Source organism: Brachybacterium phenoliresistens (assembly GCF_000576425.1).
In the GTDB taxonomy this organism is placed as follows: domain Bacteria; phylum Actinomycetota; class Actinomycetes; order Actinomycetales; family Dermabacteraceae; genus Brachybacterium; species Brachybacterium phenoliresistens.
This window is the reverse complement of record NZ_KK069988.1, coordinates 105,976-130,353: the sequence shown is the minus strand read 5'-3', so window position 1 is coordinate 130,353 and position 24,378 is coordinate 105,976. Positions and strand designations below refer to the sequence as shown.

The 24,378-nt window shown below is 72.8% G+C and carries 22 protein-coding genes and 3 tRNA genes; 8 read left to right on the top strand and 17 right to left on the bottom strand.

Annotated features, from left to right (window positions below; translation table 11 throughout):
• Window positions 1-212 precede the first annotated feature (212 nt).
• The 3 genes from BF93_RS00590 to thiL form a co-directional block, all read right to left on the bottom strand.
• On the bottom strand, window positions 213-1,295 hold the full coding sequence (locus BF93_RS00590; protein WP_038370018.1) for an NAD(P)-dependent alcohol dehydrogenase: 1,083 nt from the start codon (window positions 1,293-1,295) through the stop codon (window positions 213-215).
• A gap of 109 nt (window positions 1,296-1,404) precedes the next feature.
• Window positions 1,405-2,256: a hypothetical protein gene (locus BF93_RS00585; RefSeq protein ID WP_156954001.1), complete on the bottom strand. Its 852-nt coding sequence runs from the start codon at window positions 2,254-2,256 to the stop codon at window positions 1,405-1,407.
• A 313-nt stretch (window positions 2,257-2,569) separates the two neighbouring features.
• A complete protein-coding gene (gene thiL, locus BF93_RS00580; protein ID WP_038370016.1) occupies window positions 2,570-3,523 on the bottom strand; it encodes a thiamine-phosphate kinase in 954 nt (317 codons plus the stop codon).
• 40 nt (window positions 3,524-3,563) lie between these two features.
• Here thiL and BF93_RS00575 point away from each other — a divergent pair, with 40 nt between their 5' ends.
• Together BF93_RS00575 and BF93_RS00570 are read left to right on the top strand one after the other, a co-directional pair.
• Window positions 3,564-4,055 carry a DUF3515 family protein gene (locus BF93_RS00575; protein ID WP_038370015.1) on the top strand — a complete coding sequence of 164 codons (492 nt, stop codon included), beginning with the start codon at window positions 3,564-3,566 and terminating at the stop codon, window positions 4,053-4,055.
• A 46-nt stretch (window positions 4,056-4,101) separates the two neighbouring features.
• Window positions 4,102-4,848 carry a hypothetical protein gene (locus BF93_RS00570; RefSeq protein ID WP_038370014.1) on the top strand — a complete coding sequence of 249 codons (747 nt, stop codon included), beginning with the start codon at window positions 4,102-4,104 and terminating at the stop codon, window positions 4,846-4,848.
• Window positions 4,849-4,866: 18 nt separating this feature from the next.
• On the opposite strand, the gene BF93_RS00565 is transcribed toward BF93_RS00570, so the two are convergent.
• From BF93_RS00565 to leuC, 7 genes are all read right to left on the bottom strand, one after another.
• A complete protein-coding gene (locus BF93_RS00565) occupies window positions 4,867-5,982 on the bottom strand; it encodes a D-alanine--D-alanine ligase family protein (RefSeq protein ID WP_038370013.1) in 1,116 nt (371 codons plus the stop codon).
• Between the two features lie 13 nt (window positions 5,983-5,995).
• Window positions 5,996-7,006 (bottom strand): NAD(P)H-dependent glycerol-3-phosphate dehydrogenase, encoded by a 1,011-nt coding sequence (locus BF93_RS00560; RefSeq protein WP_038370012.1) that lies wholly within the window; start codon window positions 7,004-7,006, stop codon window positions 5,996-5,998.
• Entirely contained in the window at window positions 7,003-7,737 is a 735-nt protein-coding gene (locus BF93_RS00555; protein WP_038370011.1) for a lysophospholipid acyltransferase family protein, read from the bottom strand. The genes BF93_RS00560 and BF93_RS00555 overlap by 4 nt, the downstream gene beginning before the upstream one ends.
• 2 nt (window positions 7,738-7,739) lie before the next feature.
• Window positions 7,740-8,405, bottom strand: coding sequence for a DUF2867 domain-containing protein (locus BF93_RS00550; RefSeq protein WP_084148146.1), 666 nt, complete (start codon window positions 8,403-8,405; stop codon window positions 7,740-7,742).
• Window positions 8,406-8,412: 7 nt separating this feature from the next.
• A complete protein-coding gene (gene murA / locus BF93_RS00545) occupies window positions 8,413-9,729 on the bottom strand; it encodes a UDP-N-acetylglucosamine 1-carboxyvinyltransferase (RefSeq protein ID WP_038370010.1) in 1,317 nt (438 codons plus the stop codon).
• Window positions 9,730-9,903: 174 nt separating this feature from the next.
• Window positions 9,904-10,509, bottom strand: coding sequence for a 3-isopropylmalate dehydratase small subunit (gene leuD, locus BF93_RS00540; protein ID WP_038370009.1), 606 nt, complete (start codon window positions 10,507-10,509; stop codon window positions 9,904-9,906).
• A 28-nt stretch (window positions 10,510-10,537) separates the two neighbouring features.
• Window positions 10,538-11,998, bottom strand: coding sequence for a 3-isopropylmalate dehydratase large subunit (gene leuC / locus BF93_RS00535; protein ID WP_038370008.1), 1,461 nt, complete (start codon window positions 11,996-11,998; stop codon window positions 10,538-10,540).
• A gap of 201 nt (window positions 11,999-12,199) precedes the next feature.
• On the opposite strand from leuC, the gene BF93_RS00530 reads away from it, so the two are divergent.
• Window positions 12,200-12,952 carry an IclR family transcriptional regulator gene (locus tag BF93_RS00530; protein ID WP_038370006.1) on the top strand — a complete coding sequence of 251 codons (753 nt, stop codon included), beginning with the start codon at window positions 12,200-12,202 and terminating at the stop codon, window positions 12,950-12,952.
• Window positions 12,953-13,183: 231 nt separating this feature from the next.
• Here BF93_RS00530 and BF93_RS00525 read toward each other — a convergent pair.
• The 5 genes from BF93_RS00525 to BF93_RS00505 form a co-directional block, all read right to left on the bottom strand.
• Window positions 13,184-13,256 (bottom strand) — tRNA-Glu (locus tag BF93_RS00525).
• 51 nt (window positions 13,257-13,307) lie between these two features.
• A tRNA-Glu gene (locus tag BF93_RS00520) sits at window positions 13,308-13,380 on the bottom strand.
• A 45-nt stretch (window positions 13,381-13,425) separates the two neighbouring features.
• A tRNA-Gln gene (locus BF93_RS00515) sits at window positions 13,426-13,497 on the bottom strand.
• A 308-nt stretch (window positions 13,498-13,805) separates the two neighbouring features.
• Window positions 13,806-15,335, bottom strand: coding sequence for a glutamate--tRNA ligase (gltX, locus tag BF93_RS00510; RefSeq protein ID WP_038370005.1), 1,530 nt, complete (start codon window positions 15,333-15,335; stop codon window positions 13,806-13,808).
• A gap of 47 nt (window positions 15,336-15,382) precedes the next feature.
• Window positions 15,383-16,159, bottom strand: a complete 777-nt coding sequence (locus tag BF93_RS00505; RefSeq protein WP_038370003.1) for a fumarylacetoacetate hydrolase family protein — start codon at window positions 16,157-16,159, stop codon at window positions 15,383-15,385.
• A 170-nt stretch (window positions 16,160-16,329) separates the two neighbouring features.
• On the opposite strand from BF93_RS00505, the gene BF93_RS00500 reads away from it, so the two are divergent.
• The 3 genes from BF93_RS00500 to BF93_RS00490 all read left to right on the top strand — a co-directional run bounded on the left by BF93_RS00500 (window position 16,330) and on the right by BF93_RS00490 (window position 18,721).
• The gene (locus BF93_RS00500; protein ID WP_038370002.1) at window positions 16,330-17,286 is read left to right on the top strand and encodes a hypothetical protein; all 957 of its coding nucleotides are present in this window, start codon (window positions 16,330-16,332) and stop codon (window positions 17,284-17,286) included.
• A gap of 13 nt (window positions 17,287-17,299) precedes the next feature.
• Window positions 17,300-17,833: a PH domain-containing protein gene (locus BF93_RS00495; RefSeq protein ID WP_038370001.1), complete on the top strand. Its 534-nt coding sequence runs from the start codon at window positions 17,300-17,302 to the stop codon at window positions 17,831-17,833.
• A gap of 72 nt (window positions 17,834-17,905) precedes the next feature.
• Window positions 17,906-18,721, top strand: a complete 816-nt coding sequence (locus tag BF93_RS00490) for a hypothetical protein (protein WP_038370000.1) — start codon at window positions 17,906-17,908, stop codon at window positions 18,719-18,721.
• 3 nt (window positions 18,722-18,724) lie between these two features.
• Here BF93_RS00490 and BF93_RS00485 read toward each other — a convergent pair whose 3' ends face one another.
• Window positions 18,725-19,720 (bottom strand): WXG100 family type VII secretion target, encoded by a 996-nt coding sequence (locus tag BF93_RS00485; protein WP_038369999.1) that lies wholly within the window; start codon window positions 19,718-19,720, stop codon window positions 18,725-18,727.
• An 89-nt stretch (window positions 19,721-19,809) separates the two neighbouring features.
• Here BF93_RS00485 and BF93_RS00480 point away from each other — a divergent pair, with 89 nt between their 5' ends.
• Window positions 19,810-20,331, top strand: a complete 522-nt coding sequence (locus BF93_RS00480) for a hypothetical protein (RefSeq protein ID WP_038369998.1) — start codon at window positions 19,810-19,812, stop codon at window positions 20,329-20,331.
• 84 nt (window positions 20,332-20,415) lie between these two features.
• Entirely contained in the window at window positions 20,416-22,974 is a 2,559-nt protein-coding gene (locus BF93_RS00475; RefSeq protein ID WP_051486342.1) for a DEAD/DEAH box helicase, read from the top strand.
• 15 nt (window positions 22,975-22,989) lie between these two features.
• On the opposite strand, the gene BF93_RS00470 is transcribed toward BF93_RS00475, so the two are convergent.
• Window positions 22,990-24,252, bottom strand: a complete 1,263-nt coding sequence (locus BF93_RS00470; protein WP_084148144.1) for an MFS transporter — start codon at window positions 24,250-24,252, stop codon at window positions 22,990-22,992.
• Window positions 24,253-24,378 lie beyond the last annotated feature (126 nt).

The window sequence follows — 24,378 nt, the reverse complement described above, 5'->3', positions numbered from 1 at the left end:
GCGGAGTGATTCCGTCGCGACCGGATCGAGCGGAGTGATTCCGTCGCTACGACAACGAGCGGAGTGATCCCGTCGCTTCCCGGCGAGGAAGCGACGGGATCATTCCGCTCGTGTTCGAGGCGACCACGTCACGCGCTCCTCCCGAGGCGGGACGGCGCCGGCGGGAGCGCGGTGCGCGCAGATGCGTCGCGACCGCGCTCCGCGATGCGCGGTCAGACCGCGACGGGCTCGGCACCCTCGAAGGTGGCGGTGTCGATGACCACGCGGAAGTAGACCTCGCCGGCGACGACGCGGTCGTAGGCGGCATCGACCTCGTCGATGCCGACCGTCTCGATCTGCGCCGCGATGCCGTGCTCGGCGCAGAAGTCGAGCATCTCCTGGGTCTCGGCGATGCCGCCGATGTTGGAGCCGGCCAGCACCTTGCCGCCGCCGATCAGCGAGCCGAAGCCGAGGGTCTGCGGGGCGGGCGGCAGGCCGACCACGGCCATCACGCCGTGGGGCGCGAGCAGGCGCAGGTAGGAATCCACCGGGATGTCGGCGCTGATCGTGTTGAGGATCAGGTCGAACTCCCCGCGATGCGCCTCGAAGAAGCCGTCCTCGCTCGTGGCGAGCATCCGACCGGCCCCGAGGTCCAGGGCCAGCTGCTCCTTCTTGCGGCTGCGGGACAGGACCGTGACGTCGGCGCCCATGGCGGCGGCGATCTGCACGCCCATGTGGCCGAGGCCTCCCAGGCCCAGCACGGCGACCTTCTTGGCACGGCCGGCGACCTTCTCGCCGGCGCCCCAGCGCGCCAGGGGCGCGTAGGTGGTGATGCCCGCGCACAGCAGCGGTGCGGCGACGTCGAAGTCCAGCCCGTCGGGGATGCGGCACACGAACCGGCGGTCGACCACGACCTTCTCGGCGTAGCCGCCCTGGGTGATGGTGCCGTCGACATCGGTCGAGTTGTAGGTCCCGACATTGCCGTTGAGGCAGTCCTGCTCCTGGCCGGCGACGCAGGACTCGCAGGTGCCGCAGGAGTCGACCATGCAGCCCACGCCGACGCGGTCGCCGACGGCGAAGTCGGTCACGGCGCTGCCGACGGCCGAGACGACGCCTGCGATCTCGTGGCCGACGGTCAGCGGGAAGTGCGCCTCGCCCCACTCGTTGCGGATGGTGTGGATGTCGCTGTGGCAGATTCCGGCGGCCTTGATGTCGATGACGACATCGTCGGGCCGCGGGTCGCGACGTTCGATCTGGGCCACGCGGAACTGCTCGTCAGGGCCGGTCTTCTGCAGGGCCTTCACGGTGATGGGCATGGGGTCGCCTCCCGGGAACGGGGTCGGATGGGAACCTGATCAGGCTACTCCTCGGAAACACCGCGTGGGGCGGGCCGGGATGCGCGACCACGGCGCGGCCGATGGCCGCTCAGCTGCCCTCGAATCCGTGCACGAAGGAGACGGTGAACGAATGGCCGTCCTGCGTGCACGTCACGCCCCGCTCCTGGTCGACCGTGCACGCGGCGCCCCGCGCATAGAGGATCTGGCCGTACTCCAGCGGGACGAAGGTGTTCTCGGGGTCGATGAGCTTCTCGGCGGCGCTGATCGGCTCCGGCGGGGAGTCGGCCCGCATCGCGACGCCGTTCGCCTCGATCATGGCTCCTCCGTCCGCCAGCACGGACGTCCCCGGAATGTCCTTGTGTCCCTCGCACTCGACTCCCGGCCTGAGGCCGTCACCCGGGTCGTTCGTCGGATTGTCGATGATCGCGCAGCTCCAGGTCCCGCTCGGGGAGATGAAGCCCCATTGGACCTCCTTGCGGCCGTAGCCCGAGGTCGAACGACCCGTCGGCGTGACGATGGGTCCGTCGGACGGGAGCTCGGTCGCGGCTTCGATCGTCATGATCGCCGCACCGTCCTTCTCGCACCGCGAGGAGTAGGTGTCGGGCTCGTAGCCCATCCTCGCGAAGAGGATCGGCTCGCAGGCCCACCCGTCGACCTCGAGGTCCTCGCCGGGCACTCGTCCCGGCGCCGGCTCCGCGTCGCGCTCGTAGGCGAACATGACCTTCGTCGCCTCCTCGCACGGGACGTCCCCCTGGGCGATGACGAGCGCCCAGCCGGCTTTCTCGGAGCAGCGTCGGCCCTCCGGTGTCCTCTCCGGCGCGCTCGGTCCGGCCGCCGTGCTGCTCGGCGACGCCTCGGCGCCGCCGGCGTCGGACGGCGCGCTCGGTGCCGGCTCCGTCTGCGCGGATTCCGCAGTGCCGGCCGCGGTCGGCGTCGTCACCGGCTCCGCACCGGGACCGCAGGCGGCGAGGAGCAGCGCCAGCGAGGAGACCAGCAGAGCCCCCGATCGATGTGCTCGGGGCCCCGGCGCCCCGCTCTCCCTGACGATCGGCCGGCTCTCCCCCGCGATCGGCCGGCGGTCCATGGTGCGATTGCTGACGTGCCCGAACATCCCTGCCCCTGTCTCGTGATCGGTCCCCCCGCTGATCGGCGCGACCACGGCTCGACCTTATCCGGATGCGCAGACGCTCCACAGCGCACCGACGCCGAATGGGGACGACGGGATGGGGACGAAGGGCGACCGGACCGGTGGATCAGGCGAAGTGGTCCCAGCCCTCGCCGGGGATCTCCGCACCGTCCAGGAGCACCGCGGGCGTCGCTGCCGCGGGTCGTTCCCTGACGGTCCCGATGGCCCGGAAGCCGGGCGGGACGCTGCCGGGCGCGAAGGCGGCGAGCATGGCATGCTCCTCGCCGCCGTGCAGCACCCAGTCCCAGGCGTCGGCGCCGAGCTGCGCGGCGGCGCCGTCGAGGGCGGCGGCATCGGCCGCGAGTGCCTCGCGGTCCAGGTCCAGCAGGACGCCGCTGGCCTGGGCGAGACGGGTTCCGTCGCGGACCAGGCCGTCGGAGAGGTCCATCATGGCGTGCGCGGTGCGGCCGGTGCCCCAGCCGAGGGACAGGTCGGGATCGGGGGCGTTGTGCCAGGGCACGTGCTGCCCGGCGTGGTCCCCGGCGAGCAGCTGCGCGAGACCGGCCGCGCTGCGCCCGAGCTGCTCGGTGCCGATCGCGAGCACGTCCCCTGCCCGCGCCCCGGAGCGCTGGACGGCCGGGGCGTCCCCCTCGAGGGCCCCGACGGCGGTGACGGTGATCGTCAGCTGCTCGGAGCGTCCGAGGTCGCCGCCCACCACGCTCGTGCCATGTCGGCCGCAGCGCTGGGCGAGACCGCGGCTGATGCCCTCGAGCACGGCGAGGTCCGTGGACTCGGGGGCGTTCAGCGCGACCACGACGGCGCGGGGCCGCGCCCCCATGGCGGCGACGTCCGCGAGGTTCTGCACGGCGGCCTTGGCGCCGATCCATGCCGGCCGCGTCGCGGGGAGCAGGAAGTCCTGGCCCTCGACGAGGGAGTCGGTGGTGATCACCAGGCGCGGGCCGGGCAGGCGCACCACCGCGGCGTCGTCGCCGGGGCCGACCTCCACGTCGCCGCCCTGGGCGAAGTGCGGGAGGATCGCCGCGAGCAGTCCGGATTCGTGCAGGTGAGCGATGGAGGGCATAGGAGAAGTGTGCCCCAGGCGGGCCCGGTACGCTCGGAGGGTGCGCCTCGTCCGACCCCGCCTCTCCGCCCTGGCCGCCCTGGCCCTGCTGGCCCCCGTCCTCGCCGCCTGCGGCGCGACCACGGTCCCGGCCGGGCCCGATGCGGCGGACCCCGCCTGCGCGGACATCGTCGTCGGTGCGCCGCAGCAGATGCTCGGCCAGCCGCTGCACGAGACCGACAGCCAGGGGACCCTGGCCTGGGGCACCGGGGAGGACACGATCGTCCTGCGCTGCGGGGTGACGCCGCCGGGGCCGACGACCGATCTGTGCACGACCCTGGCCGACTCCTCCGGCCGCGAGGTCGACTGGATCGTCCGCGAGGAGGACGGCATCGTCCTGTTCACCAGCTTCGGCCGGGTGCCCGCCATCGACATCTCGGTGCCGCGCTCGGTCGCGCCGGACCAGCCCTCCGCCGTGCCCCTGGAGTTCACGCAGCTCATCTCCGCGATCCCCGCGACGTCGCGCTGCATCGGCCCCGGCGACGCCGCATGATCGCATCGGTCCCCCGCCCCCGCCCCCGCCCTGAAGGAGATCGTCCATGAGCACGCCGAGGCCTTCCGACGTCGGCGGGTCGGAGCCGGGCCCGGGCGGCGGCTCCCTCGGCCCGTCCCCGCAGGGGGCGCCGGGCCCGACGACGACCGGTCGCGCGGGCTGGTGCCTCGCCGGGGCGTGCGCGGTGATGCTGGTGGGAGCGCTGGGGCTGGGAGCCGCCGGCTACGGGGTCTGGACGACGCTGCGAGACCAGGAGACGGTCACCAGCACCCGTCCTCCCGCCGCCCCGGTGACCGAGGACCCGGAGGAGGCGGCGGCCGTCCCGGACCCGACCACCGATCCCGCCGCGACCGCTGACCCGGTCCCCTCGCCCGACCGGGACCCCGACCCCGGGGCCGATGAGGCGACCGCCACCGAGCCTGCCGTCGTCGGCGCGGCGGAGGTGGAGCTCGTGGTCACCGATGTCGTCGAGGTGGATCGGATCGAGACCGCTGCCGGCACGGTCATCACCCCGGAGAACGGGGTGCTGGTCACGGTGCACGTGGACATGACCAACCACGGCGGGAGCGTCATCGAGCCGAGCATCGACGCGATCACGGTGCGCGACGGCGACGGGGCCCTGCACCCGGTCCGGGTGCTGTCGTTCACCACGGACTCCGCCGGGTTCGCGCCGGGGGCGACCGTGACGCTCGAGGTGACCGTCGACGTCCCTGCGGGGACCCGGATCGCGGAGGTCGGCTACACCGACCCCGAGCTCACCGGCGGGCAGGAGCTGATCGCCCTCGTGCCGTGAGCCGGCCGCAGGGCGAGGTCATCGCAGGCCGATGCGACGGGTGCGGGCCTGCTCGACGAGCTCGGTGATCAGTCCGCTGTACTCGAGCCCCATGTTCTCCCAGAGCACCGGGAACATCGAGTAGGGGGTGAAGCCGGGCATCGTGTTGACCTCGTTGACGAGGATCGCGCCGTCCGCCGCGACGAACACGTCGACCCGGGCCAGTCCCTCGAGGCGCAGCACCTGGAAGGCGCGCGCGGCGATGTCGCGGATCTCCTCGAGGACGGCGTCGCTGAGCTGCGCGGGGACCTGGATCTCCACGGTGCCTTTGCCGAAGTACTTGGACTCGTAGTCGTAGAAGTCGAGGTCCTCGCCGATGCGCACCTCCCCGGGGATGGTGGTGCGGGGCTCCTCCCCCGCAGCCGCCTGCAGCACGGCGCACTCGACCTCGCGGCCGCTGACGCCCTCCTCGATGAGGATGCGGGGATCCTCCGCGAAGGCGGTCTTCACGGCGTGCTCGAGCTGCGCGAGATCGCTCACCTTGGTCACGCCGAGGGAGGAGCCGGCGCGGGCCGGCTTGACGAACCAGGGCAGCTCGAGGGTGCGGGCCACCGTCTCGGTCACGTGGTGGGCCTCGCGCGCCCAGCGGTCCTCGTCGATGGTCACGGCGCGGGCCGTCGGGATGCCGGCGCGGGTGAGCGCCGCCTTGGTGGCGCCCTTGTCCATGCACAGCGCGGAGGCGAGCACGCCGCTGCCCACGTAGGGGATGTCCAGCAGCTCGAGGGCGCCCTGGACGGTGCCGTCCTCCCCGTACGGCCCATGCAGCAGCGGCAGGACCACGTCGACCTCGGCGAGGGGCTCGACCCGGTCCTCGCGGATCACGCGCAGGGCGACCTTCTCCCCCGGGCCGACGGCGCTCGGCGGAAGCAGCACCTCCGGGCCGGTGCCGGAGACCTCCGGGGCCTTCCCGTCGACCAGGGTCCAGGCCTCCGGGTCGTCGGAGACGTGCACCCAGCGACCGTCCCGGGTGATGCCCACGGCGATCACGTCGTAGCGGCTGCGGTCGATCGCGCCGAGGATGCCGCCGGCGGTCACGCAGGAGATGCCGTGCTCGCCGCTGCGGCCGCCGAACAGGAGGGCGATGGTCGTGGTCATGGGACGAGACTAGTCACTCGGGCCGGACGGGACGGGCCAGCAACGCCGCTGTGACATCCTCGATACGCGCCCGGTGGTCGACCACCTCGACGACGGCGCGGGTGATGGGCATGTCCACCCCCAGGCGCTGCGCGAGGGCCGCGACGGCGCGGGCCGTCTCCACGCCCTCGGCGGTGCGTCCGACCTCGGCGGCGGCCGCCTGCACGTCCAGGCCGCGGCCCAGCGCCGCACCCAGGGAGTGGTTTCGCGAGAGCGGGGAGGCGCAGGTCGCCACGAGGTCCCCCATGCCGGCCAGGCCCGCGAAGGTGGCGGCCTCCCCGCCGAGCGCCACGCCCAGGCGGCTCATCTCGGCGAGCCCGCGGGTGATCAGGCTGGCCCGGGTGTTGTCGCCGTACCCCAGCCCCGCTGCGGCGCCCACGGCGATGGCGACGATGTTCTTCACGGCCCCGGCGACCTCGACGCCGATCACGTCGGAGGAGGTGTAGGTGCGCAGGCTCGGCCCCTGGCACCAGCGGGCGACCTGCTGCGCGACGGCCTCGTCGTGGCCGGCGACGACGCTGCCGCAGGGCTGGCCCTCGGCGATCTCCGCCGCGAGGTTCGGGCCCGAGAGCACCGTCACCTGCGACGGGTCGATGCCGCCGGCCTCGACGAGCACCTCGCTCATGCGCAGGTCGCTGCCGCGCTCGATGCCCTTGGCGAGGGAGACCACGGGCACGGCCGGCAGCGCGCCGTCCATCCCCGGGGCGGAGCGCCAGGCGCGCAGGCTCTCCCGCAGACGCTGCGCCGGGACCGCGACGACCAGGGCCGATGCCCCCTGCGTCGCCTCGGCGATGTCGCTGCTGGCGCCGATGCCCGCGGGCAGCTCCCGCGCCCCGAGGTAGTCGCGGCAGCGGTGCTCCTCGCGGATCTCGCGGGCGAGCTCCTCGCGGCGCGCCCAGAGGGTCACCTCGTGCCCGGCACGGGCCAGCAGGAGCGCGAAGGTGCACCCCCAGGACCCTGCCCCCAGGATCGCGAAGGCGGTCATGGTCGTCCCTCCTCGGGTCGGTGGTGGTCGCCGCGCGGGTCGTGGACCGCGGCGGGAGGCTGCTCGCCGCGGATCCCGGCCAGCATCGCCGTGATCCGCGCCATCAGCTCGGCGGTGACGCGCTCGGCGGCCTGCTTCTCCGACTCGCCCGGGGCGCGCACGACCGCGAACGGCTCCCCCACCTGCAGCGTCAGGGGCCTGCGGGGGCGCGGCAGCGCCGCGCGCGGCCGCCAGAACTCCCGCGATCCCGCGCAGGCGATGGGGATCAGCGGGGCGCCGCTGCGCAGGGCCAGTCTCGCCGCCCCGAGGCGGGCCCGCATCGGCCAGCCGTCGGGGTCGCGGGTGTACGTGCCCTCGGGGAACAGCATGATCAGCTCGCCGCGGCCCAGCGCCGCCTCGGCGGCGGAGAGGGCATCGGCCGTGCGGGCGCTCCCGCGGGCGACCGGGATCTGCCGCGAGGAGCGCAGCAGGGCCCCGAGCACGGGCACGGCGAACAGGGAGGACTTGGCCAGGAACCGCGGGGCGATCCCGTGGGCCTGCAGCAGGTGGCCGTAGGCGATCGCGTCCCAGGGGCCGGCGTGGTTGCCGCAGGCGATCGCCGCCCCCTGGACCGACAGGTTCTCGGCGCCGATCCAGGTCGGCGGCGCCAGCAGCCGCGACAGGGGGCGCAGCACGAGCTGCGCGAGATCGATGACGACCCCCGCCCGCCGCTCCGGGGGACGTCGGGTCATGCTCAGACCCCTGCGGTTCCGCCGGGGCCGCGACCGATGGCGCGCTGCGCGCCGTGGCCGACCTTGCGCGCGGCCTGCGCGGTGATCGAGCGGGTCGCACCGGCGCCGCCCGCGGTCACGGCCCGGCGCCGCACGGTGGTGGCGGCGCGGCGGGCCAGGGTGTTCACGGCCGCGGCGTGCATGAGGCGCCGCGGGGCGAAGGCGAGGCGTCCCCGGATGCTGCGGTACTTCACGGCCGTGGTGACCTGGAGCAGCTCTCCGCCGGGCAGCAGCGCCACGCCGATGCGGACGCTGAGGTTCTCGTCGTCGTCCCGGATCAGCGCCTCGCCCCCGCGGACCTCGTCGCTGACGTACTCCTTCTGCGGCGGAGGGACCATGTCGAACAGGCGCACCGCCTCGTCCCGCAGGGCCAGCAGGCCCCGCTTGGACAGCGGCGTGTTCTCGTGCGAGAAGATCGCCTCGGCCCAGACCCGCGGGTCCGGCTCGTCGACCCCGCGGGTGGGGACGATCACCACGTCGCAGTAGTCCGGCACGGGGATGTCGCGCAGGGCGAGGGAGGAGGCGGCGCCGTGGCCGACGCCGCCCTCGCGCGCCGCGCTGTCGGCGGGATCCGCGGCGATCACCTCGGGCTCCGCGCTGTGGCGGGTGTCGGGGGCGGTCTCGCTCATCGGGTCCTCAGTCCTCCCAGTACTCGGCGCCCAGCGCCGTGAGCTTGTCGCGGAAGCTCTCGTAGCCGCGGTCGATCAGGTCGATCCCCCGGATGGTGGAGACGCCCTCGGCGCCGAGCGCCGCGATCAGGTACGAGAAGCCGCCGCGGAGGTCGGGGACGGTGATGTCGGCGCCGTGCAGCGCCTTGGCCCCGGAGATCACGGCGGAGTGGTTGTAGTTGCTGCGGCCGAAGCGGCAGCTCGAGCCGCCCAGGCATTCGCGGTAGACCTGGATCTTGGCGCCCATGTCGTTCAGCGCGCTCGTGAAGCCCAGGCGGTTCTCGTACACCGTCTCGTGGACGATGGAGATGCCCTCGGCCTGCGTCAGCGCGACCACCAGCGGCTGCTGCCAGTCGGTCATGAGCCCGGGGTGGACGTCGGTCTCCACGGCGATCGAGCGCAGGGGCGTGCCGGGGTGGAAGAACCGGATCCCCTCCTCGGTGATCTCCATCCCGCCGCCGACCTTGCGGAAGACGTTCAGGAAGGTGGCCATCGGCTTCTGCTGGGCGCCGCGCACCATGACCGAGCCCTTGGTCACCAGCGCCGCGCAGGCCCAGCTGGCGGCCTCGATGCGGTCCGGGATCGCCACGTGGTCGAAGCCGCCCAGGCGGTCCACGCCCTCGATGGTGATGGTGCGGTCGGTCTGCAGGGAGATGATCGCGCCCATCTTCTGCAGCACGGCGATGAGGTCCTCGATCTCCGGCTCGACCGCGGCGTTGGTCAGCTCGGTGACGCCCTTCGCACGGACCGCCGTCAGCAGCACCTGCTCGGTGGCCCCGACGCTGGGGTACTCGAGGTGGATGCGGGTGCCGTGCAGCCCCTCGGGCGCGGTGATGTAGATGCCCAGCTCGCGCTTGTCCACGTGCGCGCCGAACTTCCGCAGCACGTCGAGGTGGTAGTTGATGGGACGGTCGCCGATCCGGCAGCCGCCGAGATCGGGGATGATCGCCTCCCCCAGGCGATGCAGCAGCGGACCGCAGAACAGGATCGGGATGCGCGAGCTGCCGGCGTGGGCGTCGATGTCCACCACGTGCGCGCGCTCCACGGCCGAGGGGTCGAAGCGGATGGTGCCGGTCTCGGCATCGCGATCGACCTGGACGCCGTGGATCCGCAGGAGCTCGGAGACGATCGACACGTCGCGGATGTCCGGCACGGAGCGGAGCACGCTCGGCTCCTCGCCGAGCAGCGAGGCGACCATCGCCTTCGAGACGAGGTTCTTGGCGCCGCGGACGGTGATCTCACCGTCCAGGGGACGCCCTCCGCGCACGTGGAATGTGTGGGTCATATCGTCCTTGGAATGGGCTCAAGGTCCCCGGGCAGGTCCCGGCGACGACCGGATCACCATACCGGAGCGGGCCCGTCGCGGTCTGGGACCCACGGCACATCGGGATGCTTCCGACATGCGGATGCGGGGGCTCCGAGGGGAGCCCCCGCATCCGTGGTCCGTCGGCGGGACGCGTCAGTCGGCGATGCGCGCCGGCAGCGTCTTGGGCATCCAGGCGGGGCGCCGGGCCTCGAAGGCCTCGATGTCCTCCAGGTGCCGCAGGGTCAGGCCGATGTCGTCCAGGCCCTCCATGAGGCGCCAGCGGGTGTACTCGTCGATGTCGAAGCGGAAGGTCGCATCGCCCGCATGCACCTGCTGGGAGACGAGGTCCACGGTCACCTGCGTGCCGGGCTGCTCCTCGAGGATCTTCCACAGCTGCTCGATGTCGTCCTGCGCGAGCTGCGCGGCCACCAGGCCCTGGTTGCCGGCGTTGCCGCGGAAGATGTCGGCGAAGCGGCTGCACAGGACGGCCTTGAAGCCGTAGTCCCGCAGCGCCCAGACGGCGTGCTCGCGCGAGGAGCCGGTGCCGAAGTCCGGGCCCGCCACGAGCACGGAGCCGGAGCGGTAGGCGTCCTGGTTCAGGACGAACTCCGGGTCCTTGCGCCAGGCGGAGAAGAGGCCGTCGTCGAAGCCCGTCTTGGTGACGCGCTTGAGGTACACGGCGGGGATGATCTGGTCGGTGTCGACGTTGCTGCGGCGCAGCGGCACGCCGATGCCGGTGTGGGTGCTGAACTTGTCCATCAGGGTCTCCTTGTCCGTGCGGGCGCGCTCAGGCGGTCTTCTGCTCGCCGGCGGCCGCGGCGGCGGGGCGGGAGTCGACGTCGATCGGGTCGAGGTCCAGCGGCGAGCTGAGCGTGCCCCGCACCGCGGTCGCCGCGGCGACGATCGGGGAGACGAGGTGGGTGCGCCCGCCCTTGCCCTGGCGTCCCTCGAAGTTGCGGTTCGAGGTCGAGGCCGCGCGCTCCCCGGGCTTCAGCTGGTCGGGGTTCATGCCCAGGCACATCGAGCAGCCGGCCTGGCGCCATTCGGCGCCGAAGGCCTCGAAGATCTCGTGCAGGCCCTCCTGCTCGGCCTGGATGCGCACCCGCGCGGAGCCGGGGACGACGAGCACCCGCACGTCGGGGTGCTTGGTGCGCCCCTGCAGCACCTCGGCGAAGGCCCGCAGGTCCTCGATGCGGCCGTTGGTGCACGAGCCCATGAAGATGGTGTCGACGCGGATGTCCTTCAGCGGCGTGCCGGGGACCAGGTCCATGTACTCCAGCGCCCGCTCGGCGGCGGCGCGGGAGGTGTCGTCGGTGAAGTCCTCGGGGGCGGGGACATCGGCCGAGAGCGGCAGGCCCTGGCCCGGGTTGGTGCCCCAGGTGACGAAGGGCTCGAGCTCGTCGGCGTCGATGACGACCTCGGCGTCGAAGGTCGCGTCGTCGTCCGAGCGCAGGGTCTTCCAGTAGGCGACGGCCTCGTCCCACAGCTCGCCGGTCGGCGCGTGCGGGCGGCCCTTGACGTACTCGAAGGTGGTCTCGTCCGGAGCGATCATCCCGGCGCGGGCGCCCGCCTCGATGGACATGTTGCAGATGGTCATGCGGCCCTCCATGGAGAGGGCGCGGATGGCCTCGCCGCGGTACTCCAGGACGTAGCCCTGGCCGCCGCCGGTGCCGATCTTCGCGATCACCGCGAGGATGATGTCCTTCGCGGTCACGCCGGGCTTCAGCGTGCCGTTGACGGTGATGGCCATGGTCCGGAAGGGCTTCAGCGACAGCGTCTGGGTGGCCATCACGTGCTCGACCTGCGAGGTGCCGATGCCGAAGGCCAGCGCGCCGAAGGCGCCGTGGGTGGAGGTGTGCGAGTCGCCGCAGACGATGGTCACGCCCGGCATGGTCAGGCCCAGCTGCGGCCCGACCACGTGGACGATGCCCTGGTCCACGTCCCCCAGGGAGTGGATGCGCACGCCGAACTCCTCGGCGTTGCGGCGCAGGGTCTCGATCTGCGTGCGGCTGGTGATGTCCGCGATCGGCTTGTCGATGTCGATCGTGGGGGTGTTGTGGTCCTCGGTCGCGATCGTCTGGTCCAGGCGGCGCAGCGGCCGGTTCTCCTGGCGCAGCCCGTCGAAGGCCTGTGGACTGGTGACCTCGTGGAGGAGCTGGAGGTCGATGTACAGCAGGTCCGGCTCGCCGTTCTCGCCGCGGCGCACCACATGATCGTTCCAGACCTTCTCAGCGAGCGTCCCCGCCATCTCGGACTTCCTTCCTCGCGTCTCGGACGCGCCTCGCACGACCGGGCCGGGGGCCGCGGTGCCGAGGAATCTTCATTGGGGCGTGATCCCGCCCCGAGGCCCTGGTCGGGCCCGCGGAGCGGGGTGTCGTGGTGACCATCGTCGGGTGGTCTGCATGACGCCGCACTTGCGTCTCACGCACTAAGACGGCAATATCGGAGCATGGACACACACGTGACGGAGGACGCCGGCAGCGGCGTGGGCGTGCTCGACAAGGCCGCCATCGTGCTCGGTGCCCTCGAGGCCGGGCCCGCGACCCTTGCGCAGCTCGTGCAGCTGACCGACCTGGCCCGCCCCACGGCGCACCGCCTGGCCGTGGCGCTCGAGCACCACCGCCTGGTCGCCCGCGACATGCAGGGCCGCTTCGTGCTGGGCCCGCGCCTGGGCGAGCTCGCGGCGGCCGCCGGCGAGGACCGCCTGCTCGCCGCGGCGGGCCCGGTCCTCGGGGCGCTGCGCGACCACACCGGGGAGTCGGCGCAGCTGTACCGCCGCCAGGGCGATCACCGCGTCTGCGTGGCAGCCGCGGAGCGGCCCATCGGCCTGCGCGACTCCGTCCCGCTGGGCGCCACGATCACCATGAAGGCCGGCTCCGCCGCGCAGATCCTGCTGGCATGGGAGGAGCCCGACCGCCTCCACCGGGGCCTGCACGGCGCCCGCTTCACCGCCACGATGCTCTCGGCGGTGCGCCGCCGCGGCTGGGCGCAGTCGATCGGCGAGCGAGAGCCGGGGGTCGGCTCCGTGAGCGCCCCCGTGCGCGGCCCCAACGGGCGCGTCGTCGCCGCCCTGAGCGTCTCCGGGCCGCTGGACCGCATCACCCGCCAGCCCGGCCGCCTCCACGCGGCCGCCGTGATCAGCTCCGCCAACCACCTCACCGACGTGCTGCGCCGCGCGAGCACCGAGGTCCTCGGCGAGTAGAGCCCGACCACGCACCGCACGGCCCGCCCCCTCCGACGGACCGTTCTGCTCCGGATCCTCCGCGACCCGGTGCAGGACGGTCCTTTCTCGTCCCGCTCCCGAATCTCATCCCGCTCCCGAATCTCGTCCCGCGCCCGCGCGAGGCCGGCGCCGGGAAACGATCGCCGGGAGACGATGGATGCCGGAAACGGAACAGGACCGGCATCCATGCGGATGCCGGTCCTGACTCTGTACCCCGTACCGGATTTGAACCGGTGTTACCGCCGTGAGAGGGCGACGTCCTGGGCCGCTAGACGAACGGGGCGAACCCATGGCCTCCGAAGAAGCCGGGTGCAGCTCCCGAGAGAGCTGCTCGTACCCCGTACCGGATTTGAACCGGTGTTACCGCCGTGAGAGGGCGACGTCCTAGGCCGCTAGACGAACGGGGCGCGGGCCGGACGACACGTCGGAAGAATCCGACGGATCGAACTGCGCTGGGGTACCAGGACTCGAACCTAGAATGACGGTACCAGAAACCGTTGTGTTGCCAATTACACCATACCCCATGGTGATAAGCACGATTCGAAGCTCCGATCCTCCGAGGCTCTCACCTCGTGGAACCGGCGTTCCGTGCCGTACCGAGGTATGACTCTATACGGTCCACGAGCACACATCAAACCGAGAGGGCCCATTCCGCCTGTGACGCTCCCCACCCGGGTATCGGGCGAGGTCGCAGCGGGTTTTCCGACGGCCTCCCGCGGCCCGGGCGCCTCCCCGGAGCACGAACGCCCGCGGGCCCCGGGGCGCAGGGTGCGCACCGGGGCCCGCGGGGCCGCCCAGGAGGGCCGAGGAAGGCTGAGGAGGCTCAGGAGGCTCAGGAGGCCGCGAGACGCTCCCGCAGGGCGCGCAGGCGCGCCAGGCTGGAGTCGCGCCCCAGCAGCTCCATGGACTCGAACAGCGGCGGGGAGATGCGCCGCCCGGAGATCGCGCTGCGCAGCGGCCCGAACGCCAGGCGGGGCTTGATGCCCATGTCCTCCACGATCGCGCCGCGCAGGGCGGCCTCGAGCGCCTCGGTGGTGAAGGAGACCTCCCCCAGCGCCTCGACCTCGCTGATCGCCCGGTCGAGCACCGCCACCGGGTCCTCGCCGAGCTTCTTCAGGGCGTCCTCCTGGACGACGAGATCGGCATCGGCCGTGAAGAGGAAGCCGAGCATGTCCGGTGCCTCGCCGAGCAGGTTCATGCGGGTCTGCACCAGCGGCGTGGCCGCGGCCAGCAGGCGGTGCTGCTCCTCGGTGATCGGGTCGGACACGAGGCCGGCGGCCTGCAGGTAGGGCACGAGGCGCTCGACGAGCTCCGCCTCGGGCAGCAGGCGGATGTGATCGGCGTTGATGGCCGTCGCCTTCTTGATGTCCACCCGCGCGGGGTTGGGGTTCACATCGGCCACGTCGAAGCGCTCGACCAGCTGCTCGCGCGAGAAGATGTCCTGGTCCGCGCTGTAGCCCCAGCCCAGCAGGGCGAGGTAGTTGACCATGCCCTCGGGCAGGAAGCCCTGCTCGCGGTAGAGGAACAGGTTGGACTCCGGGTCCCGCTTGGAGAGCTTCTTGTTTCCCTCCCCCATCACGTAGGGCAGGTGCCCGAACAGCGGCTCCTGCTTCGCGACGCCGATGTCCACCAGCGCCCGGTACAGCGCCACCTGGCGGGGCGTGGAGGAGAGCAGGTCCTCCCCGCGCAGCACGTGCGTGATCTCCATGAGCGCATCGTCCACGGGGTTGACCAGCGTGTACAGCGGCTGGCCGTTGGCGCGCACCACGACGTAGTCCGGGGTCGAGCCGGCCTTGAAGGTGATCTCCCCGCGCACCAGGTCCGTGAAGGTGAGGTCCTCGTCGGGCATGCGCAGGCGCCAGGTGGGCTCGCGGCCCTCGTCGCGGAAGGCCTGCTTCTGGGCGTCGGTGAGGGTGCGGTCGTAGCCGTCGTAGCCCAGCTGCGGGTCGCGCCCGGCGGCGCGGTGGCGCTCGGCGATCTCCTCCGCGGTGGAGAAGGACTCGTAGATGTGCCCGGCCTCGATGAGCTTCGCGATGACGTCCTGGTAGATCTCGCCGCGCTGGGACTGGCGGTAGGGGCCGTGGGGCCCGCCGACCTCGACGCCCTCGTCCCAGTCGATGCCGAGCCAGCGCATCGCGTCCAGCAGCTGCTGGTAGGACTCCTCGCTGTCGCGGGCCGCGTCGGTGTCCTCGATGCGGAAGATCATCTTCCCGCCGGTGTGGCGGGCGTACGCCCAGTTGAACAGCGCCGTGCGCACCAGGCCCACGTGCGGGGTGCCGGTGGGGCTCGGGCAGAAGCGGACCCGCACCTCGGCGGGGGTGTCGCGGGGATCGGACGGGGTGGACGCGGCGGTGGTGCTCACGCGGAGGCTCTCCTCGATGACGGGTGGGACGGGTCGCGGCGGGCGGTTCAGCGCCGCACGACGGGGTTGGTCAGGGTGCCGATGCCCTCGATGGTCACGTCGACCTCGCTGCCCTCGGCGACGGAGCGCACGCCGGCGGGGGTGCCGGTGAGGATCACATCCCCGGGGAGCAGGGTGACCACGCGGGAGATCTCCGCGATCAGCTCGGGCACGGAACGGATCATGTCGGCGGTGGTGCCGTCCTGCGCGACCTCGCCGTCGACGGACGAGCCGATGCGGGCGTCGGAGACGTCGAGATCGGTCTCGATCCACGGGCCCAGCGGGCACGAGGTGTCGAACGCCTTGGCGCGGAACCACTGCTTCTCCTCGCGCTGGGCGTCGCGCGCGGTGAAGTCGTTGGCGCAGGTGTACCCCAGGATCACCTGGGCGGCCTGCTCGGCGTCGATGTCCTTGGCGATGGTCTTGACGACCACGGCGAGCTCCGCCTCGAGGCTGACCTCGTCGCTGTAGGACGGCAGGACCACCGGATCGCCGGGGCCGACGACGGCGGTGTTGGGCTTGAGGAACAGCAGCGGCTGCTCGGGGACCTCGTTGCCGAGCTCGGCGGCGTGGGCGGCGTAGTTGCGGCCCACGCACACGACCTTCGACCGGGGGATGACGGGGGCCAGCAGGCGGACGTCGGCCAGCGGGGTGATCTTCCCGGTGGGGCGGATCTCGGTGTACAGGGGGTCGCCGGTGATGCCGTAGACCATGTCCGTGCCGTCCTTGTCCTGGACGATGCCGTACATGGGGTCCTCACCGGTGGTGTATCGGACGATGCGCATGCGCTCCAGTCTAGGCCGCGGCCCCCGGTCCCCCGGCGGGGCCGGCGGCGGGGCGCGGTCCTCCGACGGGCCGCGGGGCGGGCCGGTCGCGCTGCCGGCGCGCGCCGCTGCGGGCCGGGCGCGACCGAGCTCACGTCCCCGTCCGGCAGAGCTCCTGACACACTGGCCCCATGCCCCTCCCGGTCCCCGAGCCCCGCCGCATCCTGGACGCAGAGGCCGCGGCCGCCTCGCGCGCGGAGCACGAGGCACGGGCCGATGCGCTCACCGCGGGGCACCGTGCCCGGCGCGCGGCCGGGCAGAAGCATCCCGTCGAGGACTTCCTGTTCACCTACTACCCCTTCAGCGCCGCGCGTCTGCGGCGCTGGCACCCGGGGTGGGAGACCGCCTACGACGCCGCCGCCGATCCGCGGCCCGGCGCCGACGAGCGCCCCGCGGGCGACATCCGCCCCGGCGGCGAGCGCGGCTGGTACGTCGACACCGAGACCGCGGGGACGACGCTGCGCCGCGCCGATGTCCCGCGCTATCTCGCCGAGCGGGCCGATGCGCTGGACTTCATGGTCCGCCTGCTGCGCTCCTCCTCCCTCGCGCGGCGGGCGCCGAACTTCTCCTGCTTCGGGCTGCACGAGTGGGCGATGGTCTACCGCCTGCCCCCGGGCGCGCAGCGCCACGAGGACCTGCCGCTGCGCCTGGGCCAGGAGGCGACCGATGCGGTCGTCGAGGGCGAGCGCCTGGTGTGCTCCCACATCGACGCCTTCCGCTTCTTCACGCCCCCGGCCGTGCCCCGCAATGCGCTCGCCCCCACCCGGGCCACGCAGGTGCAGCGGGACAATCCCGCCTGCCTGCACGTGGGCATGGACCTCTACAAGTGGGCGATGAAGCTGGTGCCGCTGGTCCCCTCGGATCTCGTGCTGGACTGCTTCGAGCACGCCCGGGACACCCGCGTGCTGGACATGGAGGCGAGCCCCTACGACGTGCGGCCGCTGGGCTACGGCGTGGTGCCGATCGAGTCCGCGGAGGGCAAGGCCGAGTACCGGCGGCGCCAGCGCGCGCTCGCCGAGCGGGCCGATGCGCTGCGCGAGCGGATCCTCGCGCACGTCGAGCCGCTCGCCGGCTCCGCCACGGCTTGAGAGGATAGGCCCCATGGCGCACTCCCCCGATCCGCATCGGCCGCAGGTCCTGTACACCGTCTCCCTGGCCTGGTGGATGCGCCTGCTGAGCATCGCCCTCGCGCTGCTGCTGGAGCTGGCGATCGGCGTGCCCGTGCTCCTGGCCCTGCTCGACGGCGACGGCAGGATGATGCTCGCCGGTCTGATCGTGCTCCCCCTGCTCCTCGCCGTCCTGGTGATCACGCTCCTCGCCAACCTCCAGCGCTTCACCGTCACCACCACGGGCATCACGATCCGCGGCTGGCTGGGACGCCGGCGCATCCCCTGGGACGAGGTGGCGGTGGTCGAGGTGGACCGCAGCACGCTCGGCCGCGGCGCGACGGTCGTCGTCACGCGGGACGGGCGGCGCGTGCGCTCCGAGCTGACGGCGGCCCGGTACGCCCTGCGGCGCGGGGAATCCGTCTCCGACCACGGACCGGACCTGCTGCAGCCGGCCCGGCCCACCCGGGCGGCGATCCAGGCGCATCAGGAGCACCTGCGCCGTCGGCACCCCGGCACGCCTCGCTGACGGTCCCTCGACATGTGAGGATGGTCCCGTCGGTCCGGTGGACCGCGCCGCCCAGCCCACCTCGGAGGTCCCGTGAACACCGATGCCCCCACCCGCCAGACCGCGGCCGCGGCCGCCCTCGCCCCGCACGCCGCGGGGGATCCGCAGGTCCTCACCTCGATCACCGATGAGGAGATCCTCGCGCTGACCGGCGACGGCATGGGCTTCGACCTGCCGTGGGTCACCGCCCGCGAGGCCCGGGCGGAGGGCTTCTCCCGGGACGAGGCACGGCTCTCGGCGGCCCGCTCGCTGGTCGCGCGCGGGCTGTTCGCCCCCGAGTCCGCGGTGGCGGCCCTCGAGCGGCGCGAGCCCGTCGGGGACCCCGAGGCATGGACCCCGAACATCCTGCTCACCGGCATCGTGGCCCGGCGCATGCTGGTGCCGCTGCAGATCCGTGCCGACGGCCCGACGGTGGAGCGGGTGTCGATCGCCAGCATGTTCGTCGATCACGACGGCACCGTGCTGCAGGAGCTCGTCTCCCCCGACGGGATACACCACTTCTCCATGAGCGACACCGCGCATGCGGCGGACGTGCTGCGCCATCGGATCGATCCGGGCGGCCATGCCGCGGGCTCCCCCGTCACCGACGTCGTCACCGGCAGCTACGAGCAGCTCGAGGCATCGGACGGGATCGGCCCGCTGCTGCGCGGGGCCGAGCACCGCACCCGCGTGCGGGTGACCGACCGCCGGGATCGCCTCTCGCCGTCGGTGCTGGTGGCATCGGGGCCCGGCGGCGTGGTCGTGGTGCAGGAGGCGGAGGACGGCGAGCTGCTCGAGGCCGTCGCGGCCTCGGCGGACCAGCTGGAGGAGCTCGCCCTGTCCCTGTTCACCATCGCCCCGCAGGGCTGAGCCTCACCAGGGCAGCTTGTCGTCGATCCAGTCGTTGGCGCCTTCCGCCCAGCTCTCGATGGCGCCCTGCGCGTCGTCCGGGATGATGTTCTCGACGAGGGTCTGCGAGCTGTCGATGATCGGATCGATGACCGGGACCTGGTCCCGGATCCACGCGCTGCCGTCGGCGAAGAGGCCCTCCGCACCGTTGAGCACATCGGTCGGCACGCCGACCGCGTCGAGCAGGAAGCGGCTCGTGGAGCCGCCGCTGTCCCCGCCGTTGATCGCGTCGAGCTGCGCGAGCGCGGTCGCCCCCGACCACAGGGTGTCCAGGGTCCCGGTGACGGTGCCGCCGATCTCCCCGGCGGCCATGACCGGCGGGAACGGGACCAGGCTGAGGACCCCGAACGTGGTGTCCGCCGCGTTGATGCCGTAGGTGATGAGTCCGTCGGCGGTGCCGTACAGCTCGCCGTCCTGGAAGCTCTGCATCGCGTCGTACAGGCCGATGCCCATGCTCGCGACGTCCATCGGGAGCCCCGCGATGGTGGCGGGGGTGCCGCCGAAGATCCCGAACAGGTCCATCCCGGCCGACGCCGTGTTCCAGGCCAGGTTGCCCAGCAGCCCCGATTCCGGCCCGCCGAGAAGATCGCCGAAGAACCCGTCGCTCTCCTTCGGCTCGTAGTCCTCCAGCCACTGCTGGATGGCGTCCCAGATCGAGCCCTCCCCGTCGCCGGGGGTGCCGCCGCTGCCGCCGTCGCCGTCGCTGGTGGAGTCCTGGTCCTCGGCGTTCCCCTCGAGCACCCGGCTGCGCTCGGCGAGCCGCTCCACGGCATCGCGGACGAGGGCCAGGACCATCCCGTTCCACCGCTCGCGGAAGGCGTCGGCGTCGGGACCCACCCAGGTGACGCCGTGCACGGTGCCGTCGAGCGAGGCGACCAGGTCCTCGATGCGACCGGCGCCGTTCTTCGTCGACCCGGCGAGTTCACGCAGCTGATCGGTATCGGCTCCCAGGAAGCTCATGTCGGACCCCTTCTCGTGACGGACGCACCCGCGGCGCTGCGTCTGATCCTAGAGTCGACCTGCGCTCCGCACGATGGGGAGGAGTACCCATGCCCGAGATCCGCGCGACCGAGGTGCTGTACCGCGCCGCCCCCGGCGTGCTCGTCCGCGTCCTCGTGACGCTCGTCCTCGTCGGGCACGCCCTGACGATGATCGCTTCCCTCCTGCTGGCGCTGCTGGTCCCGGAGCGGCCTCACGTGCTGCTCGCGCTCGTCGTCCTGCTCGGCTGGGGTCTCACCGGGGTCGCCATCACCCTCCTGCTGCGCCCGGCCTTCGAGGTGCGCGCCGACGGGATCGTCGACCGCCGGTATCTGGGCGGGCGGCGCATCCCCTGGGAGGAGATCACGGTGATCGAGGTGGACCGCTCGCTCATGAACCGCGGAGGAACCGTGGTGGTCCTCCACGACGGCCGCCGGCTGCGCCCGGCGATCACGAACGCGCGCTTCGCGATGAGCCGCGGCGAGTCGACCTCCGACCACGGGCCGGACCTCCTGCAGCCGGCCCGGCCCGCCCGGGCGGCGATCGACGGCCACCGCCGCTGGCTGCGCGGGGAGCGCCCGCCGCACGGATGAGCCGCCGGCGGCCAGCCCGGGCGGCGGGACCGGCGGACCGCTGAGCGTCCGCGGGCGTCGCCGCCCCCTGGCAGACTGGACCCCATGCCTGCCCTCTCCCCCTTCCTGCCCGAGCCCGATGCCGATCAGTCCCCGGACGCGATCATCGACGCGTTCATCGCGGCGCAGGCGGAGCTGGGGCGCAGCCTGTACCCCCATCAGGAGGAGGCGCTGCTGGCGATCGCCGCCGGCGACCACGTGATCGCCGCGACGCCCACCGGTTCCGGCAAGACCACGATCGCCTATGCCGCGCTGTTCGCGGCGCTGTCCCGCGGGCAGCGCGCGTACTACACCGCGCCGATCAAGGCGCTGGTCAGCGAGAAGTTCTTCGAGATCGTGTCGATGTTCGGCGCCCAGAGCGTGGGCATGATGACCGGCGACGCGGCCGTCAACCATGAGGCCCCGATCATCGTGTGCACCGCGGAGATCCTCGCCCAGCACGCCCTGCGCGAGGGGCCCACCAGCGATGTGGGCCTGGTGGTGATGGACGAGTTCCACTTCTACGGCGACTCCCAGCGCGGCTGGGCCTGGCAGGTGCCGCTGATCGAGCTGCCGCGCACCCAGTTCGTGCTCATGAGCGCGACCCTGGGCGATGTGTCGTTCTTCGAGGAGGACCTCGCCGAGCGCACCGGGCGGCCGGTGAGCACGATCGCCGATGCCCCGCGCCCCGTGCCGCTGGACTTCCGCTGGTCCGACGTGGCCCTCGAGGACACCCTGCAGGAGATCCTCGAGGACCGCGACGCGCCCGTCTACGTCGTCCACTTCACCCAGAAGGACGCGCTCGAGCACGCCCAGGCGCTGCAGGGCAGCAAGATCCTCACCGCCGAGGAGAAGGAGAAGGTCCGTGAGCTGATCGGCGACTTCCGCTTCTCGAAGGGATTCGGCACGGTGCTCTCGCGCCTGGTGCGCCAGGGCATCGGCGTCCACCACGCCGGGATGCTGCCGAAGTACCGGCGCCTGGTGGAGCGCCTGGCCCAGTCGGGCCTGCTGAAGATCGTCTGCGGCACCGACACCCTGGGCGTCGGCATCAACGTGCCGATCCGCACCGTGCTGCTGACGGGCCTGGCGAAGTTCGACGGCCGCCGCCAGCGCCTGCTGAACTCCCGCGAGTTCCACCAGATCGCCGGGCGTGCGGGCCGCGCCGGATTCGACACGGTCGGGCACGTGGTGGTGCAGGCTCCGCCGTGGACGGTCGAGTTCGTCAAGGAGCAGGCCCGGGCCGCCGCCCGGGCGAAGACGGGCCAGGCCCCCAACAATGCGAAGAAGCGCAAGAAGGAGCCCAAGCCCCGGATCCCCGACGGCGCCGTGAACTGGTCCGAGGCGAACCTGACCAAGCTCGTGGAGAACGCCCCGGAGGCGCTGCGCCCCCATCTGCGGATCACCGCGTCGATGGAGCTGGCGCTGATCGCCCGTCCCGGCAGCGCGATCGCCGCCGCGCGCCACCTCATCATGACCAGCCATCAGACCCGCACCCAGAAGCTCAGGCTCGTCAAGGACGCGGTGGAGATCTTCCGCAACCTGCTCGAGGCGGAGATCGTCGAGGTCCGGGCGGAGCCCGACCACCTGGGCCGGCGCATCGGCCTGGTGGACGACCTGCAGCTGGACTTCACCATGAACCAGCCGCTGGCCCCGTTCGCGATCGCCATGATCGACTCCCTCGACGAGGAGTCCGAGACCCTGGCGATGGACACCGTCTCCATCATCGAGGCGATCCTCGAGGACCCGATGCAGGTGCTGCTGGCCCAGCAGAACGCCGCCCGCGGGGAGCTGGTGGCCGAGCTCAAGGCCGACGGCGTCGAGTACACCGAGCGCATGAAGCTGCTCGAGGAGGTCACCTGGCCCAAGCCGCTGGCGGAGGACCTCGAGGCGGCCCTGGCGATCTACCGGGCGAAGAACCCGTGGGTGCGCGAGAGCGACCTCTCCCCCAAGTCGATCGTCCGGGAGATCTACGAGACCGGGCAGACCTTCAGCGAGTTCGTCCAGCGCTACCAGCTGACGCGCTCCGAGGGCATCGTCCTGCGCTACCTCTCCGACGCCTACCGGGCCATGCGCCGCACGATCCCCCAGGACCTGCGCACCGAGGGCCTCGACGACGTCATCGAATGGCTGGGGGTGCTGGTGCGCGGCATCGACTCCTCCCTGCTGGACGAATGGGAGTCCCTCACCCATCCCGAGGATCTCGGGCCGGACACGGCCACCGAGGTGCGGCCCACCACGCCGCGCGGCCTGTCCGCGCAGACGAAGGTGCTGCGCACGATGGTCCGCGCCGCCATGTGGCAGCGGGTCGAGCACTTCGCCTTCGAGCGGGAGGCGCGCCTGGCGGAGCTCGACGGCGCCTCGGGCTGGGACACGGCCCGCTGGGCGGAGGCCATGGACGCCTACTACGACGAGTACGACGAGGTCGGCATCGACGGGCCCGCCCGCTCCCCTCAGCTGCTGCACATCTCCGAGGAGTCCAAGGTCTGGCGGATCCGCCAGGTGCTGGACGATCCCGAGGGCAACCACGACTGGGCCATCGAGGCGGAGCTGGACCTCGAGGCGACCGACGAGGCGGGAGAGCCCGTCCTGGCCGTCACCCGCGTCGGCGAGATCGGCGGGCGCTGACCGGGACGGACCGTCTCAGGCAGCCGCCGGCCGATCCCGCCGCCCCACGTGGGCGGTCAGCGCGAGGGCGCCGACGGCCGCGGCGAGCAGCGCTGCGAGCGCCGGACCGTAGGTGCCGAAGGACTCCATCGAAGCCGCCATCAGCAGCGGCGGGACGAAGCCGCCCAGCCCGCCCGCGGCGCCGACCACGCCGGTCACCGCGCCGATGGACTGCGGCGGCGCGACCCGGGCGACCAGCGCGAACACGGCTCCGGCTCCGAGGCCCAGCCCGCCGGCGGCCAGCAGGAACGCGGCCGTCCCCCAGGGGGCCAGCGGCGGATGCACCATGAGCACGCCGGCGGCGAGGGCGAGAGCCGCATAGGAGACCAGCAGCATCCGGGCGGCGGTGAAGCGATCCGCGAGCACCCCGCCGAAGGGACGCAGGATCACGGCGACCACCACGAACCCGGCGGTGCGCAGGGCGGCGTCCCCGGGAGAGAGCTCGTACCAGCCCACCAGCAGGGTGGGCAGGAACACGGTGAAGGCGACGTACCCGCCGAAGGACAGGGCGTACAGCGCCCCGGTCTGCCAGGTGATCGGCAGGCGCAGGGCGCCGGCCGTCTGCCGCAGCGGGTTCGCGGTCGAGGGGCGCCAGCCGGGCGCGGGGCGCATCAGCACGGCCGCCACCCCGGCGTACAGGACCAGCGCCGCGGCGGAGGCGAGGAACGGGGCGGCCGGTCCGGCCGCGCTGACCAGCGGGACGGTGGTGAAGGCGGCGATGGCCGTGCCGCCCATGCTCGCCCCGTAGATGCCGGTGGCCATGCCGCGCCGCTCCGGAGGGAACCAGGAGTTCACGAACGGGATGCCGATCGCGAAGATGGTGCCGGCGATGCCCAGCAGCAGTCCGCCCAGCAGCAGGCCGGCCAGGGAGTCCTGGCCGACCAGGCCCAGGAACAGCACCGGGACGACGGCGGCGAGGGATACGGCGGGGAACATGATCCGCCCGCCGAAGCGGTCGGTCAGCGCGCCGATCGGGATCCGGCCGACGGCCCCGACGAGCACGGGGATCGCCACGACGAGGGAGGCGTCGGCCACGGTCCCCCGCTGGACGAGGACCGGGCCCAGCGGGCTCAGCAGCGCCCAGGCCCAGCAGCTCACGCCGAAGCCGAGGGTCGCGAGCACCAGGGCGCGCACCGCCCCGGCGGGCAGGGGACGTGCGGCGGGGAGCGTTCCCGTGGGAAGGCTCCCGGTGCGCGGAGCGGTGGTAGGGGCGGGGGGCGCGAGCGGATCTGCGGTCATGAGGGGCCTCTGCTCTCCCGAGGAACGGCAGGTGAGCCCTCAGAATCTGCGAGACCCCGGTCTCCTTCCACCCTGCGGTCCGCCGGCAAGACCGAACATCACGGTTCGGTCACGGCGGGGGGCCGC